6 protein-coding genes are annotated in these 15,380 nt (G+C 70.7%); 5 read left to right on the top strand and 1 reads right to left on the bottom strand.

Going from position 1 to position 15,380, the window contains the following annotated elements:
• Nucleotides 1-79: 79 nt before the first annotated feature.
• From ACZ4QV_RS06840 to ACZ4QV_RS06820, 5 genes are all read left to right on the top strand, one after another.
• Complete coding sequence (locus ACZ4QV_RS06840) at nt 80-2,938, top strand: discoidin domain-containing protein (protein ID WP_467762648.1); 2,859 nt, start codon at nt 80-82, stop codon at nt 2,936-2,938.
• A gap of 294 nt (nt 2,939-3,232) precedes the next feature.
• On the top strand, nt 3,233-4,918 hold the full coding sequence (locus tag ACZ4QV_RS06835) for a penicillin-binding transpeptidase domain-containing protein (protein ID WP_467762706.1): 1,686 nt from the start codon (nt 3,233-3,235) through the stop codon (nt 4,916-4,918).
• Between the two features lie 95 nt (nt 4,919-5,013).
• The gene (locus tag ACZ4QV_RS06830) at nt 5,014-6,282 is read left to right on the top strand and encodes an esterase-like activity of phytase family protein (protein WP_361144519.1); all 1,269 of its coding nucleotides are present in this window, start codon (nt 5,014-5,016) and stop codon (nt 6,280-6,282) included.
• 110 nt (nt 6,283-6,392) lie between these two features.
• On the top strand, nt 6,393-10,406 hold the full coding sequence (locus ACZ4QV_RS06825; protein ID WP_361582576.1) for an ABC transporter ATP-binding protein: 4,014 nt from the start codon (nt 6,393-6,395) through the stop codon (nt 10,404-10,406).
• Between the two features lie 241 nt (nt 10,407-10,647).
• Complete coding sequence (locus ACZ4QV_RS06820; protein WP_361144515.1) at nt 10,648-12,069, top strand: S28 family serine protease; 1,422 nt, start codon at nt 10,648-10,650, stop codon at nt 12,067-12,069.
• A gap of 1,125 nt (nt 12,070-13,194) precedes the next feature.
• Here the strand turns inward: ACZ4QV_RS06820 and ACZ4QV_RS06815 are convergent.
• Entirely contained in the window at nt 13,195-15,018 is a 1,824-nt protein-coding gene (locus ACZ4QV_RS06815) for a glycoside hydrolase family 3 protein (protein ID WP_361582570.1), read from the bottom strand.
• Nucleotides 15,019-15,380 lie beyond the last annotated feature (362 nt).

Raw genomic sequence — 15,380 nt, 5'->3', positions numbered from 1 at the left:
GTTTGTTGATGATGTTCTCGGTGTGGTCCGTGGTGCTGAGCGCACGGCCGCACCGGTTGGACACTTGCGACGGAGACCGATGACCCACTCGGCCAAACTGATCGCCCCGCTCCTCGCGGGGGCCCTCGTCACGACGCTGCCACCGGCGTCGGCGGCGGCATCCACTCCGGCATCCACGTCGACTTCGGGCGCTCCGACGGCAGCGGCGGTGCAGGCCGCTGGGCCTGCCCAGCCGTCCAGTGCCTCCTGCGCTCCGCGGGATCTGGACCGGTCCGGCGCGCGACCCTCCGAGGGGAAACGTTCCGCCGCGACCGCCGCGGACGACGGTGACGGCTGGACCCCCACCGCCACCCGTATCGACCCCGAGGACGGCCACCACGCCTTCGTCGGCAACGGCTACCTCGGCCAGCGGATAGCCCCCAACGGCGCCGGCTACACGGCCCCCGGTGAGACGACCGGCTGGCCGCTGAAGACACCGCGCTACGACGGTTCCTTCGTCTCCGGCCTGTACGCACGCGGCCCGGAGAAGCTGAAGGGCCGCCAGGCCATCGCCGCGCTCCCGACGTGGACGGGCCTCGACGTCACCGCCGCCGGCGACCGCCCGCAGACCTTCGACTCCTCGACCCCGGCGGGCCGCATCTCGAACTACCGCCAGACGCAGTTCATCCGCTGCGGACTGGTCCGTACGTCACTGACATGGACAGCCGCCGACGGCCGCGCCACCGACCTCGTGTACGACGTACTCGCGGACCGCACCAGCGCGCACACCGGCGCCGTACGGCTGCGCATGACACCGCACTGGGACGGCCGGGCCACCGCCACCGACCGTCTCGACGGACGCGGCGCGCGCCGTATGACGCAGACCGGCGGCGGCGCGCGGCCGGGCGGCGGCCGCACGATGGACGTGACCTTCCGTACGGACGGCACGAACACGGACGGCGCCATCGCCTCGGCCCTGCGCCCCGGCCCCCAGGTCCGCCCGCTGGACGCGACCGCGCAGCACGCGGGCGCGGCGAAGGACCTGAGCAATCAGCAGAGCGTGACGTTCCCCGTACGGGCCGGGCGTTCCTACGAGCTGATCAAGTACGTCGGTGTCGACACCGCCCTCACCTCCCGTGCTCCGCGCGCCGCCGCGACCGTCGCCGCGCAGCGGGCCGCGGACCGGGGCTGGGACGCCCTGTACCGGAAGCACGCCGCCGCCTGGCGGAAACTGTGGCGCAGCGATGTCGAAGTGAAGGGCCGCGGACAGCGGGACGTGCAGGCGTGGGTGCGTGCGGCGCAGTACGGGCTGCTGTCCAGTACGCGTCCCGGCAGCAGCGACAGCATCAGCCCGGCCGGGCTGACCAGTGACAACTACGCGGGCGAAATCTTCTGGGACGCCGAGACCTGGATGTACCCGGGACTCCTGGCCGCCCACCCCGACCTGGCCAAGTCCGTCGTGGACTACCGCTACAGGACCCGGGCCGGAGCCGCCGCCAACGCGAAGAAGCTGGGTTACAAGGGACTGTTCTACCCGTGGACCAGCGGCAGCAAGGGCGACCTCTGGAACGAGTGCCACAGCTGGGAACCGCCGCACTGCAAGACCCAGAACCATCTGATGGGCGATGTGTCCCTGGCGGCCTGGCAGTACTACCTCGCCACCAAGGACACCGCCTGGCTGCGGGAACGCGGCTGGCCGGTACTGAAGGGCATCGCGGAATTCTGGGCGTCGCGCGTCACCCGCAACACCGACGGCAGCTACTCGATCAAAAACGTCGCCGGGCCGGACGAATACAGCAACGGCGTGAACGACGGCGTCTTCACCAACGCCGGCGCAGTCACCGCGCTGCGCAACGCCGGACGCGCCGCCGCACTACTCGGCCGGTCCGTCCCCGCGGCCTGGAAGGACATCGCCGACCGCATCCGCATCCCGTACGACGCGAAGCGCGACGTCTTCCAGCAGTACGACGGCTACAAGAACACGATGATCAAGCAGGCCGACACCGTCCTGCTCATGTACCCGCTGGAATGGCCGATGTCGCAGCGCGCCAAGGTCAGCACGCTCGACCACTACGCCGCTCTCACCGACCCGGACGGCCCCGCCATGACCGACTCGGTGCACGCCGTCGCCGCCGCCGGAGCCGGCGAGCCGGGCTGCTCGACGTACACGTACATGATGCGTTCCATCAAGCCGTTCGTACGCGGCGCCTTCCACCAGTTCTCCGAGGCGCGCGGCGACAAGGCGGGTGCGGGCGACCCGCACGCCGGTTCGCCCGCGCAGGACTTCCTCACCGGCAAGGGCGGTTTCCTGCAGACCTTCACCAACGGGCTGACCGGGCTGCGGATGCGCGAGGACCGGGTGCACCTGGACCCGATGCTGCCGCCGCAGTTGTCCGACGGCGTCACGCTGCGCGGGCTGCGCTGGCAGGGGCGTACGTACGACGTGGAGATCGGTGCGCACAGCACGACGGTGCGGCTGACGGCGGGCGCGCCGATGCGCGTCGAGTCGCCGGAGGGCGAGCGCGTGGTGAGCCGCGGCGTACCCCTGACGCTCAAGACCCGCCGCCCCGACCTCGCGGCGACGGACAATGCGGCCCGGTGCACCACGGTGCGGGCCACGTCGGAGGAGCCCGGTATGTACGCGGGCGCCGCGGTGGACGGCAACGCGGCCACCTCCTGGACGCCGGACGGTCCCGACGGCACCCTGACCGTCGACCTCGGCAAGTTGTCGCGGATCGGGCAGATCACTCCGCGCTGGAAGGACGGTGAGCCCGCCTCGTACGTGGCGCAGGTCTCGACGGACGGCAAGCACTGGTACGGCACCGGGTACGACGGGCGCTCGACGGCCCGCTACGTACGGCTCACGATGCGCGGCGCCGAGGTGACGAAGGACGGCCGGCGCCCCGGGCTCGCGGAACTGACGGTGCAGAAGGCCGTGGGCCCGGCGGCCGGGGAGTAGCCGGGAACGGTTCAGGATCTCCCTCGGAACGGTCCAGGTCGTCGAACGTAGCGATCTGGGCCGTTTTCCTTGACGCAGTCATTGATTTGGTCGCTGTCGGCCGCTGGCCCGGGATGCTGGCCGGGGCGCTGGTCCGGCCATTGGTCTGGACCGAAAGTGACCAATCCGTCCCCGGAACGAGACATCTGTGACCGCTTCCGTCACATAGTGTCCGGACACGCACGGTGTGTCTGACCTGGGAGGGGAACTGTGCGTACGGGTGTGAAGTACGTGGTCGGCGGCGTCTTCGCCGCGATGGTGGGCGTGGCCGGCGTGGGCGCGTACAACGTCTACGAGGCATTCGCCGGCGGCGACTCCGGTACGTCCGGGTCAACGGCCGGTACGACCGCCTCCAGACAGACCGGTCCGCCGAGCGAGGAAGAAGTGCGCAACACCGCGCGCGACTTTCTCGCGGCCTGGAGCAAGGGCGACACCGAGGCCGCCGCCCTCCTCACGGACAACGCCGAGGGCGCGCGCCAGGCGCTGACCGGCTTCCACGACGAGGCCCTGGTGTCGAAGGTGACCTTCGAGGCCGGCCAGAACAACGGCGCGAAGGTCCCCTTCCACGTCACCGCCGAACTCTCGGTGGGCAAGGGCAAGGACAAGGGCGAGAGCAAGGGCAAGGGTGAGGGCCAGGACAAGGCCGAAGGTACGGACGGGAGTAAGGACGAGGGCGAGGGGAAGGGCGTACCGGAGCACGCGACCTGGTCGTACGATTCCGCACTGCGCGTCGTCCGCGGCAAGACCACCGGCAAGGCGCTCGTCGACTGGCAGCCCACCGTGGTCCACCCCGCCCTGCACCGTGGCGAAAGCCTGCAGACCGGCTCCGACGGCGCGCCGCCCGTCAAGGCGGTCGACCGCAACGGCACCGAACTGGACGCCGAAGCCCTCCCGTCGCTCGGTGTCATCCTGCCCGCCCTCCGGGAGAGCTACGGGGAGAAGGCGGGCGGCGTCCAGGGCATCGAAGTGCGCGTCATGGGCGAAAGCGGTCAGCCGGGCAAGACGCTGCACACCGTCGTCAAGGGCCGCGAAGGAACGTTGCGCACGACGCTGGACGCGAATGTGCAGCGCGCGGCCGAAGCGGCGGTCAAGGACTACCGTCAGGCGTCGGTCGTCGTGGTCAAGCCGGGCAGCGGGGACATCCTCGCGGTGGCCAACCACCGTACGGACCAGTTCAACGCGGCCTTCCAGGGCCGGCTGGCACCCGGCTCCACGATGAAGGTCGTCACGGCCGCGATGCTGATGGAGAAGGGCCTGGTCTCCGCGGGCAAGAGCGTGGAGTGCCCGAAGTACGCGTCGGCGGGCGGACGCTCGTTCCACAACCAGGGCATGTTCGCGATCAGCGGCGGCACGTTCTCCGACAGTTTCGCGCGTTCCTGCAACACCGCATTCATCGGCCTGGCCGACCGCCTCTCGGGCACGGACCTGAGCAACGAGGCGCAGGAAGTCTTCGGACTCGGCAAGGACTGGAAGGCCGGAATACCGACGTTCGACGGCAGCGTGCCGCAGAGCGACGGCGCGGACACCCCGGCGGCGCTCATCGGCCAGGGCCGCGTCCAGGCCAACCCGCTGAACATGGCGTCCGTGGCCGCCACCGCCAAGGCCGGGTACTTCTCCCAGCCCGTCCTGGTCTCGCCGGAACTGGACGGCCGGCCGGTCGCCCACGCGAGCCGCGCCCTGCCCCCTTCGGTCGCCGCGCAGCTGCGCGCCATGATGCGGCGTACGGCCGTGAGCGGCACCGGCGCGCGGGCGATGGCCGGACTCAGCGGCGACATCGGCGCGAAGACCGGATCGGCGGAGGCCGACGGCCAGGGCGACGCCAACAGTTGGTTCCTCGGTTACCGCAACGACGCCGCGGCGGCCGCAGTTGTCCAGCAAGGTGGTCACGGCGGCGACGCGGCGGGACCGATTGTCCGAAGGGTGCTCGCGGCGCGCCGCTGAGGGGAAGGGTCGACACTGGGGCGTGCCCGCGTCGGGCCTGCCCGCATCCCGGGGGCACGCCTGCCCCCGGGCGTCGACGAACGGGAGGACCCCTCGTGCGCGTACGTTCCGCGGTTGTCCGTGTCACCGCAGCAGTGCTGGCCGCCGGCTGTCTCACGGCGTGCGCCGAGGGGACACCGGCGGCGGGGCCGGGCCGGGCGGCATCGGCCGGCGCAGACTCGGCCTCGGCCACCGCGGGCCGAACCGCCTCGTCCGCCACGGTTCCGGGAGCGTCCACCGCATCGGCACGTACGGACAAGGGCGGCGGCCTCCCCTCAGCCGCCGGCGGCCAGACCTCGGACTCCTCGGGATCCTCGGCGCCCTCGGACCACAACGACCGCTCCTCGGCCGCGGGCGGCCATCCCTGCTCCCCGTCCGTCTCCCTCGACCGCTACTCCGACGCCCTGGACAAGACCACCTTCCAGGGCACCTTCGTAGGCAACCTCTCCGCACTCGCCCGCGACACCGACGGCTCCCTCGCCGCCCTCTCCGACCGTTCCGTACTGATCGGCCTGGACGGACGGAGCCACCGGCCGGCACGGACAACCAAGATCACTGACGAGAAGGGGGCCGTTCTCGACGCCGAGGGCCTGGCCGTCGAACCGGGCGGGCGCTACCTCGTCTCGTCAGAGACGGAACCTTCCGTACGGCGTTACGACCGTTCCGGCGCGCTCCTCGGACGGCTGCCCCTCCCCGAGGCGCTCCAAGTGGCGCCGGCCGGGCGCGCCCAGTCCAACCAGACCTTCGAGGGCCTCACGCTCGCCCCCGGTAGCGGCACGCTGACCGCCGCCATGGAAGGACAGCTCACCGGCGACGGCAAGGACAGCGCGGGACGCCCCCTGCTGCGCTTCCAGACCTGGCAGCGGCAGGGCTCCGGAACCCGCCCTGCCCCGTACCGGCTGAGCAGGCAGTACGCGTACCCGGTGGACGCCGGACTGGGCGTCTCCGAGATCGCCGCGCTCACCGACGGCCGGCTGCTCGTCCTGGAACGCGGCTTCACCGCCGGCGTCGGCAACACGGTGCGCCTCTATCTCGCCGATCCGCGCCGGGCGAGCGACGTCAGCGGCATCGGCGCACTCCCCGGTGGCAAGGCGGTACGCCCCGCCCGCAAGAAGCTCCTCGCCGACCTCGGCGCCTGCCCCTCCCTGGGCGCCCCCGCACACCAGCCGCAGACCAATCCGCTGCTGGACAACATCGAGGGCATGGCGATCACCGGCCGCGCGCCCGGCGGGCGGCTGCGCGTCATCCTGGTCAGCGACGACAACGAGAGCCCGAAGCAGATCACCCGCCTCTACAGCCTGACGGTGCGGCCCGGCGGCCGTTAATCGTTGACGGCGTCAAGGGTTTTCCCGTTCCCGATTGTTGCGGCGGAATGAAATCCGCTGCCCACGGCGTTGGAGCCTCCTGGTGAACGACGAGACGCGGGAGGCAGCGCGTGACGGGGACGGGGAGCGGTCCAGCGGAAAAGGGCGGCGGCTGGGCACGGCGGCTGACGCGCCTGTGCTGGCAGTACAAGAAGGACGTACTGCTCGCACTCGGCTCGTCACTCGCCGGAATGGGCGTGATGGCCCTCGTCCCGCTCATCCCGAAGCTGATCATCGATGATGTCATCGTCAGCCGCGACCGCCCGCTCGCCCCGTGGGCGACTCTGCTGGTCGTCGCCGCGCTCGCCGTCTACGCGCTGACGTACGTACGCCGCTACTACGGCGGACGGCTGGCGCTCGACGTCCAGCACGACCTGCGCACCCGGATGTTCCGGTCGATCGCGCGGCTGGACGGGCACCGGCAGGACGAACTGAGCACCGGCCAGGTCGTCGGCCGGGCCACCAGCGACCTGCAGCTCATCCAGAGCCTGCTGTTCATGCTGCCGATGATGATCGGGAACGTACTGCTCTTCGCGATCTCGCTGGTCGTGATGGTGGTGCTCTCCCCACTGCTCACCGTCGTCGCCCTGGCCGTCGCCCCCGCCCTGTGGTTCATCGCCCAGCGCAGCCGCAACCGTCTCTACCCCGCCACCTGGTACGCGCAGGGCCAGGCCGCCGCCGTCGCGGGCGTCGTCGACGGCGCGGTCTCCGGTGTCCGCGTCGTCAAGGGTTTCGGCCAGGAGGAGCAGGAGACCGGCAAGCTGCGTACGGTCAGCCGCCGCCTCTTCGCCGGCCGGCTCCGTACCGTACGGATGAACGCCCGCTACACCCCCGCCCTCCAGGCCGTGCCCTCGCTCGGGCAGGTCGCCATGCTGGCCCTCGGCGGCTGGCTGGCCACCAACGGGCAGATCACCCTCGGCACCTTCGTCGCCTTCTCCACCTACCTCGCGCAGCTCGTCGCGCCCGTGCGGATGCTCGCGATGATGCTGACCGTCGGACAGCAGGCACGGGCCGGTGTGGAGCGGGTCTTCGAACTCGTCGACACCGAGCCGATGATCGAAGAGCGCCAGGACGCGCTCGAACTCCCCGCCGACGCGCCGGCCACTGTCGAGTTCGAGCAGGTCTCCTTCGGCTACGGCAACGGGCGGCCCGTGCTGGAGGACTTCTCGCTGCGCATCGAGCCCGGCGAGACCGTCGCCGTCGTCGGCACGTCCGGCAGCGGCAAGTCCACCGTCTCGCTGCTGCTGCCCCGTTTCTACGACGCGACCGCGGGCCGGGTTCTGGTGGGCGGCCACGACGTACGCGACCTGAGCCTCGCGTCGCTGCGCGCGGCCATCGGCCTCGTACCGGAGAACAGCTTCCTGTTCTCCGACTCCCTGCGCGACAACATCGCCTACGGAACCCCGGACGCCACCGACGAGCAGATACGTATCGCCGCGCGTGCCGCACAGGCCGACGGCTTCATATCCGCCCTGCCCGACGGGTACGACACCGAGGTCGGCGAACAGGGCCTGACCCTCTCCGGCGGCCAGCGCCAGCGCGTCGCGCTGGCCCGCGCGATCCTCACCGACCCGCGGCTGCTCGTCCTGGACGACGCGACCTCCGCCGTCGACGCCCGCGTCGAGCACGAGATACACGAGGCCCTGCGCGGGGTGATGGCGGGCCGTACGACGCTGCTGATCGCCCACCGCGCCTCCACCCTCGCCCTCGCCGACCGCGTCGCCGTCCTGGACGGCGGCCGGCTGGTCGACATCGGTACGCGCGAGGAACTGGAAGGACGCTGCGAGCTGTACCGCCGCCTGCTGACCGATCCGGACGAGCTGGGTGGTACCGGTGTACCAGGCGGTACCGGTGTACCAGGCGGTGCCGACGAGCCGGGTGGGGTCGATGAGCTGGGAGGCTCCGGCGAGCTGGGCGGTACCAGCCTGGAGCGCCCCGGCTTCGGCGGAGAGTCCGCGGCGAGCGGTTTGCTGGAACGCCCGGTTACGGCGGATTCCGGCGCGCCCGCTCCGTCCGAAGCGGTACCCGACCACCGCGTCAACGGCATCACTCCCCATTTGTGGAAACGCTTCGACACGGAAGCTGACACCGGGCCCGGCACGGCCGCCGGAGCCCCCGAAGCCCCCGAAGCCGCGCCCGGCATGGCCGCCAGCCCGGAACTCCTCGCCCGGGTCGCCGCCCTCCCGCCCGCGACCGACACCCCCGACATCGACGAGGAGCGGGCCGCCCGCCCCGAGAAGTCCTACGGTCTGCGCCGGCTCCTGCGCGGTTTCGGCGGCCCGCTGGCCGTCGCCCTCGCCCTGGTCGCCGTCGACGCCGTCGCCGGACTGCTGCTCCCGGTCCTCATCCGGCACGGCATCGACGACGGCGTACGGCGCGCACAACTGGCGGGCGTCTGGACGGCCGCCGGCCTCGCGCTGTTCGTCGTACTCGCCCAGTGGGCGGCCCAGATCGGCTCGAACCGCATGACGGGCCGCACCGGCGAACGCGTCCTCTACTCGCTGCGCGTAAAAATCTTCGCGCAGCTCCAGCGCCTCGGCCTCGACTACTACGAGCGCGAACTGACCGGAAAGATCATGACCCGGATGACGACGGACGTGGACGCCCTGTCCACGTTCCTGCAGACCGGTCTGGTCACCGCCGTCGTCTCCGTACTGACCTTCTTCGGCATCCTCGTCGCGCTCCTGGTCATCGATGTCCAGCTGGCCCTGGTCGTCTTCGCCACCCTCCCGCCGCTGATCATCGGTACGTACTTCTTCCGCAAGCAGAGCGTGAAGGCGTACGAACTCGCCCGCGAACGCATCAGCGTCGTCAACGGCGACCTCCAGGAGAGCGTCGCCGGACTGCGGATCGTGCAGGCGTTCCGCCGCGAGCGCAGCGGCGCCGACCGGTTCGCGGAACGCAGCCACGCCTACCGCGCGGCCCGCATCCGCGGCCAGTTCCTGATCTCGGTCTACTTCCCGTTCGTCCAGCTCCTGTCCTCCGTTGCCGCGGCGCTCGTCCTGATCGTCGGCGCCGGCCGGGTCGGCGCCGGCACCCTCACGGCGGGCGCGCTGGTCGCGTACCTGCTCTACATCGACCTGTTCTTCGCCCCCGTACAGCAGCTCTCGCAGGTTTTCGACGGCTACCAGCAGGCCGCCGTCTCGCTCGGCCGCATCCAGGAACTGCTGCGCGAGCCGACCACCACACCCCAGGCCGAGAATCCGCGCGCGGTGCGCGAGCTGGCGGGCGAGATCACCTTCGAGGACGTGCACTTCCGGTACGGGGGTGCCGCCTCCGAAAGCGAAACCGGCACCGTCTCCGAAGCCACGGGAGCCTCACACGCCTCCAGCAGCCCCAACGCCACCGACAGCTCCAACGCCTCCGAAAACTCCGACAGCTCCACCGCCACAGCCCTCTCCGGCATCGACCTGACCATCCCCGCCGGGCAGACCGTCGCCTTCGTCGGTGAGACCGGTGCGGGCAAGTCCACCCTGGTCAAGCTGGTGGCGCGGTTCTACGACCCGACGGCCGGCACCGTCCGCGTCGACGGTACGGACCTGCGCGAACTGGACCTCACCGGCTACCGGCACCGCCTCGGCGTCGTACCGCAGGAGTCCTACCTGTTCCCCGGTACGGTGCGCGACGCCATCGCGTACGGGCGCCCGGACGCCACCGACGCCGAGGTGGAGGCCGCGGCCCGGGCGGTCGGCGCCCACGACATGATTGCCGGGCTGGACGGCGGCTATCTCCATGAGGTCACCGAACGCGGCCGTAACCTTTCCGCAGGCCAGCGCCAACTGCTCGCGCTCGCCCGCGCCGAACTCGTCGATCCCGACATCCTGTTGCTCGACGAAGCCACCGCCGCGCTCGACCTGGCCACCGAGTCCGCGGTCAACGAGGCCACGGACCGGCTGTCTGGACGGCGTACGACGCTCGTGGTGGCGCACCGCCTGACCACCGCGGCCCGCGCCGACCGGGTCGTGGTCCTTGCCCACGGCCGGGTCGCCGAGGACGGAACCCACGCCGAACTCCTCGCCAGGGGCGGACGCTACGCCGAACTGTGGCGCGCGTTCACGGGCGAGGAAGAGCCGGTGGCTGCCTGAACGCCCGCGACGACGCCCTGCCCGCCAAGGTGCCGTGCGCACCGGCGTCCGGTCGGCCGCTGAGCTGACCGGACGACGACGACGGACGACGACGTCGGGTGGCGGGTGGCGGGCGGTGGGCGGTGGGCGCCGGGTGGCGCGACCACTTACCACCGTTCCTCTCCGAAAAGAAGGGGCTGGTGGGACCGTTGCCGCGCCGATAGGTTCACCCCGACCTTTGCTGTCCCAAGGGGAGGGTGCAATGCGCAAGGCCATCAGATGCCTGCTGTCACTCGCGGTGCTCATAGGCACGGCGAGTGCGGGCACGGCGTCGGCGACCGCGGCCACCGCCGTGAAGCCGAAAGCGACCGACATCAAGGACCGGATCCTGGCGATCCCGGGGATGAGTCTCGTCCAGGAGAAGCCGGTCGACGGCTACCGCTTCTTCGTCCTCAACTACACCCAGCCGATCGATCACCAGCACCCCTCCAAGGGGACCTTCCAGCAGCGGCTGACCCTGCTGCACAAGTCCGTCGACCGGCCCACGGTCTTCTTCACCTCGGGCTACAACCTCAATACGGACGTACGGCGCAGCGAACCGACGCAGATCATCGACGGCAACCAGGTGTCGATGGAGTACCGGTACTTCACGCCGTCGCGGCCGCAGCCCGCCGACTGGAAGAAGCTCACCATCCGGCAGGCAGCCAACGACCAGCACCGCATCTTCAAGGCGCTGCACCGGATCTACGACCAGAACTGGATATCCACCGGCGGCAGCAAGGGCGGCATGACCGCCACGTACTACCGCCGTTTCTTCCCGGACGACATGGACGGCACCGTCGCCTACGTCGCGCCGAACGACGTGAACAACAAGGAGGACTCGGCGTACGACCGGTTCCTCCGCACCGTCGGCACCGCCCAGTGCCGCAAGGACCTCGCGGCGCTGGAGCGCGAGGCACTGCTGCGCCGCGGCGAGATCGTCAACCGCTACGCGAAGTGGGCGCAGGACAACAAGAAGACCTTCAAGCTCGTCGGCACCATCGACAAGGCGTACGAGGTCCTCGTCACCGACCTGGTGTTCGGCTTCTGGCAGTACCAGCCGGCTGCCACCGCCTGCCCCGAGGTCCCCAAGAAGACCGCCACCACCGACGAACTGTGGAAGTGGATCGACAAGGTCGGTGGCTTCGACAGCTACACCGACCAGGGCCTTGAGCGCAATCTGCCGTACTACTACCAGGCGGGCACCCAGCTCGGCGAGCCCAGCTACAAGTACGACCACCTCAAGGACCTGCTGCGCTACCCGGGCATCAACAACTCCCGGACCTTCGTGCCGCGCGACATCCCCCTGCACTTCGACAAGAACGCGATGCGGGACGTGGACCGGTGGGTGCGTCATCACGGTGAGCGCATGATGTTCGTCAACGGTGAGTGGGACCCGTGGAGCTCCGAGCCGTTCCGGCTGGGCTCCGGTTCCGAGGACTCGTACGTCTACAAGGTTCCCGGCGGCAACCACGGCTCGAACATCGCGAAGCTGCGGGAGCCCGACCGCAAGAAGGCGACCGAGGCCCTGCTCGACTGGGCGGACGTCGACGCTCCGCAGGGCGCCGAGGCCGCGCCGCTGGCCCCGTACGACAAGAAGCTGGACAAGCGGGACGTCTCGGAGATGCAGATGCTGCGTCCGTGATGTCGGCGCGCGGTGTGTGACGCGTCTCGTGTGATGCGTCTCGTGCGACGCGTTCTTTGTGACGTGTGACGTGTGGTGCGAGACGCGTGACGTACGACGCCGGATGCGTGACGTGTGGCGCGTGGCGTATGACGCGAGACGCGTCACGACTGAGGGACGGCCTGGAGCACGGGCCGGCGGTTCACAGGCGGCGGGCGCACCCTACCGGTGCCCCGCCGCCCAACTGCACGTACAAGTCCGTGTCGGCCGGACAGGCAGAACGAGAACGGACCGCCGCTGTCACTGTGAACTGCGGCGCCCGAGCCCCCGTCCCGTCACATGCGGTCTCCTTCACCTCGCCTTGCCGCGACGGGCGGACGCAGTCCCCGACGATGGTGCGCGGGCCGCCGCCCCCGCCGGGATCACCGGGGTGCGGCGCTTCCAGATTGCGCATACAGGCGTAGCCCTGCGGTACCGCGCCGTCACCGTTCTCGTCGGAAGCGGGCCGGCGTTCGCTGATGTGCAGCACGAAGTCCGTCCGTTCCGGACACAGCGGGCCCTGCGCCTGCGGACCGTCGTGCCGGGAGAGCACCAGGGCAGCGGCCCTCTCGCTGCGGCAGGACACTTGGTAAAAGACGGTACGTCCGCGGCTGCTGCACGTACCCGGGGCGAGAAACGTTGCTGCCGGAGACGGATACGGAGACGCGGTGGCCGCACCGCCGCCGCTTCCGCCCCCGCTTCCGTTCCCCTGCCCATTTCCGTCACCGTTCGCGGCCGAGCCACTGCCGTCGCGCTGGCAGGCGGACAACGCCACGAGCAGCAGAGCCGCCATCACGCAATCCACGGCGCCGTTCCCGTACCCCTTGACCCTGCGCATCGCGGCCCCCTGCGTCCCCCGGTGCGTGCACCTCAGCCTGGCCCGCCCATTCGGGCGCACGCCAGGCGTAACGGACGCATTGCGCACGAGGTACGGGCCGCGCAGTACGCAGCGCTGCGGGGCCGGCGGTACACGGTCCGTACGGAGCCCGGCAGCGCCGAAGCCCCGTACGAAGATTCACCGTGGGCGCCGTGGGCATCACTGACACCTCTGACACCGCCAGTACCGCTGACACTGCCGATACCGCTTACGCCGCCGGCACCGTCGGCTCAGTACGACAGCCCGTGCCCGACCGGGTGGAGAACGCTCCCCGGCGCATCAGCACGCATCACCGGTACCGGCAGCTTCCCCTGCGGATCGCGCCGCCCGGCGATCACCCGGGCCGCGGCCCGCAGCTCCACGTCCGTCCAGGAGTAGGTGGCCAGCGCCGCCCGTACGCCCGGCAACTGCGCGATGTCGTACGGATTGCGCACGGCCACCTGCACCACCGGCTTGCCGGTGCCCAGCAGTGCCGCGACCAGGGCGCGCTGCGACGACGACGCCGTGACGTTGTACGTCGCCACGATCGCCGCGTCCTGCGTACGGAGCGCCGAAACCGCCCGGTCGATCAGTTCCCGGGTGGGCGCGGTGCCGGTGGGGAGCGCGGTCGTCGTGAAACCCAGCTGATTGAAGGCCTCTGCGAGCACCTTGGTGGGCGGGCCCCCGGTCCCGGACGGCGATGCCGCGTCGGCGCCGGTCACCAGCAGACGCCGCTGCGCGCGCCGGGACAGCGGCAACGGCCCGCCGTCGTTGACGAGCAGCGTGGTGGTACGGTCCGCGATCCGGTCCGCCGTGGCGAGGTGCCGCCGCGTACCGACGGAACGTTCCACCGCGCGGTGCGTCGTGTACGGATCGTCGAACAGCCCGCGCCGCTCCTTGAGCAGGAAAATGCGCATCAGTTTCTCGTCGATGTCCTGCTCGGTCAGCTCGCCCGTCCGTACCGCCTTGAGCACGCTCGCGAAAGCGACGGCGATGTCCGGCGGATTGAGCAACTGGTCGACCCCCGCCTTGAGCGCGAGCACGGCCACCCGGGCGTCACCGTACTTCGTCCGTACGCCCTGCATTCCGAGCGAGTCGGTCACCACCACACCGTCGAAACCGAGACGCTCGCGCAGGACGCCGGTGAGGATCGGCCGGGACAGCGTGGCCGGGTCCTCGTTCGCGTCGAACGCGGGCACGACGATGTGCGCCGTCATGATCGAATCGATGCCGGCCTCGATGGCGGCCCGGAACGGCGGGGCGTCCAGCCGCTCCCACTCCTCGGCGGTGTGCCGGATGTACGGCAGCCCCACGTGGCTGTCGGTGCCGGTGTCGCCGTGCCCGGGGAAATGCTTGGCCGTCGCGGCCACCCCGGCGCGCTGGTACCCCTGTACCTGCGCGGTGACCAGCCGCGCCACCGCCTTCGGCTCGGAACCGAAGGAGCGTACGCCGATCACGGGATTCGCGGGGTTGACGTTCACGTCGGCGACCGGCGCGTAGTCCTGCCGGATGCCCATCGCACACAGTTCCTCGCCCGCGATCCGTGCGGCCGTACGGGCGTCCTCGCGCGATCGCCCGGCGCCCAGCGCCATCGCGCCCGGGAAGAGCGTGGCGGGCGCGCCGATCCGTGCCACTATCCCGTGCTCCTGGTCGGTGGAGATCAACAATGGTACGGGGACACGCTGGGCGGCGGCGGCCCGCTGGATGCCGTTGGAGAGGTCGGCGATCTGGTGGGGATCGCGGGTGTTGTGCGCCCAGCCGAAGTAGATGATGCCGCCGAGGTGGTACTTGGCGACCAGTTCGACGGCGTTGGAGACCCCCATCTCCTTACGGTTGGCCTCGGCGTCGGCGGGGTCCGGATCGGTCGCGGAGTGCCCGTAGACCCGCATCACGAACAACTGGCCGACCTTTTCCTCCAGATTCATCCGGGAAACGAGCCGAGCCGCGCGAGCACGGGCGTCGGTGGCCCCGGAGGCGCGCGGGCCGGAAGCGGCGGCGTGAACGGCGCCGCCGCCCGTACCCATGGCACAGGCGGCGGCCGCGGCGGTGGTCAGGACGGTACGTCTGGAGTGCATCGGCGCTCCTTCCGGAAAGCTTCCTCGCCGAGTGCTGCCCCGGCGGTCCGAAGGAAACTTCCAAGAAGTCACGAGTAGCCGGAAAAGGATGGCCGGTCAATGTTCGACGGCTCTGCCAGTCGGGGGACGCGGTGGTCGCCGGTGACGGACGGCCCGGCCCGGGGGGGGCGGTGATCCGCCACCGGCGCGTTGGAGGGGGTGCACCGGTGGCGGGTGCTGCCGGCCGCAGGCGGCGGAGAGGGTGGTCAGCAACGCAGCCAGCAGCGAGGCCGACACCGCACTGCGGGGTCACACAGCACACCGTTTTGACGGTCGGCGGGCCGGGTGGGTTCCCCGGTTCGGCGTGAATACGGGAAAAGGTA

The organism is Streptomyces sp. NPDC026394, from assembly GCF_055567735.1.
This window is presented reverse-complemented; position numbering and strand designations above follow the sequence as displayed.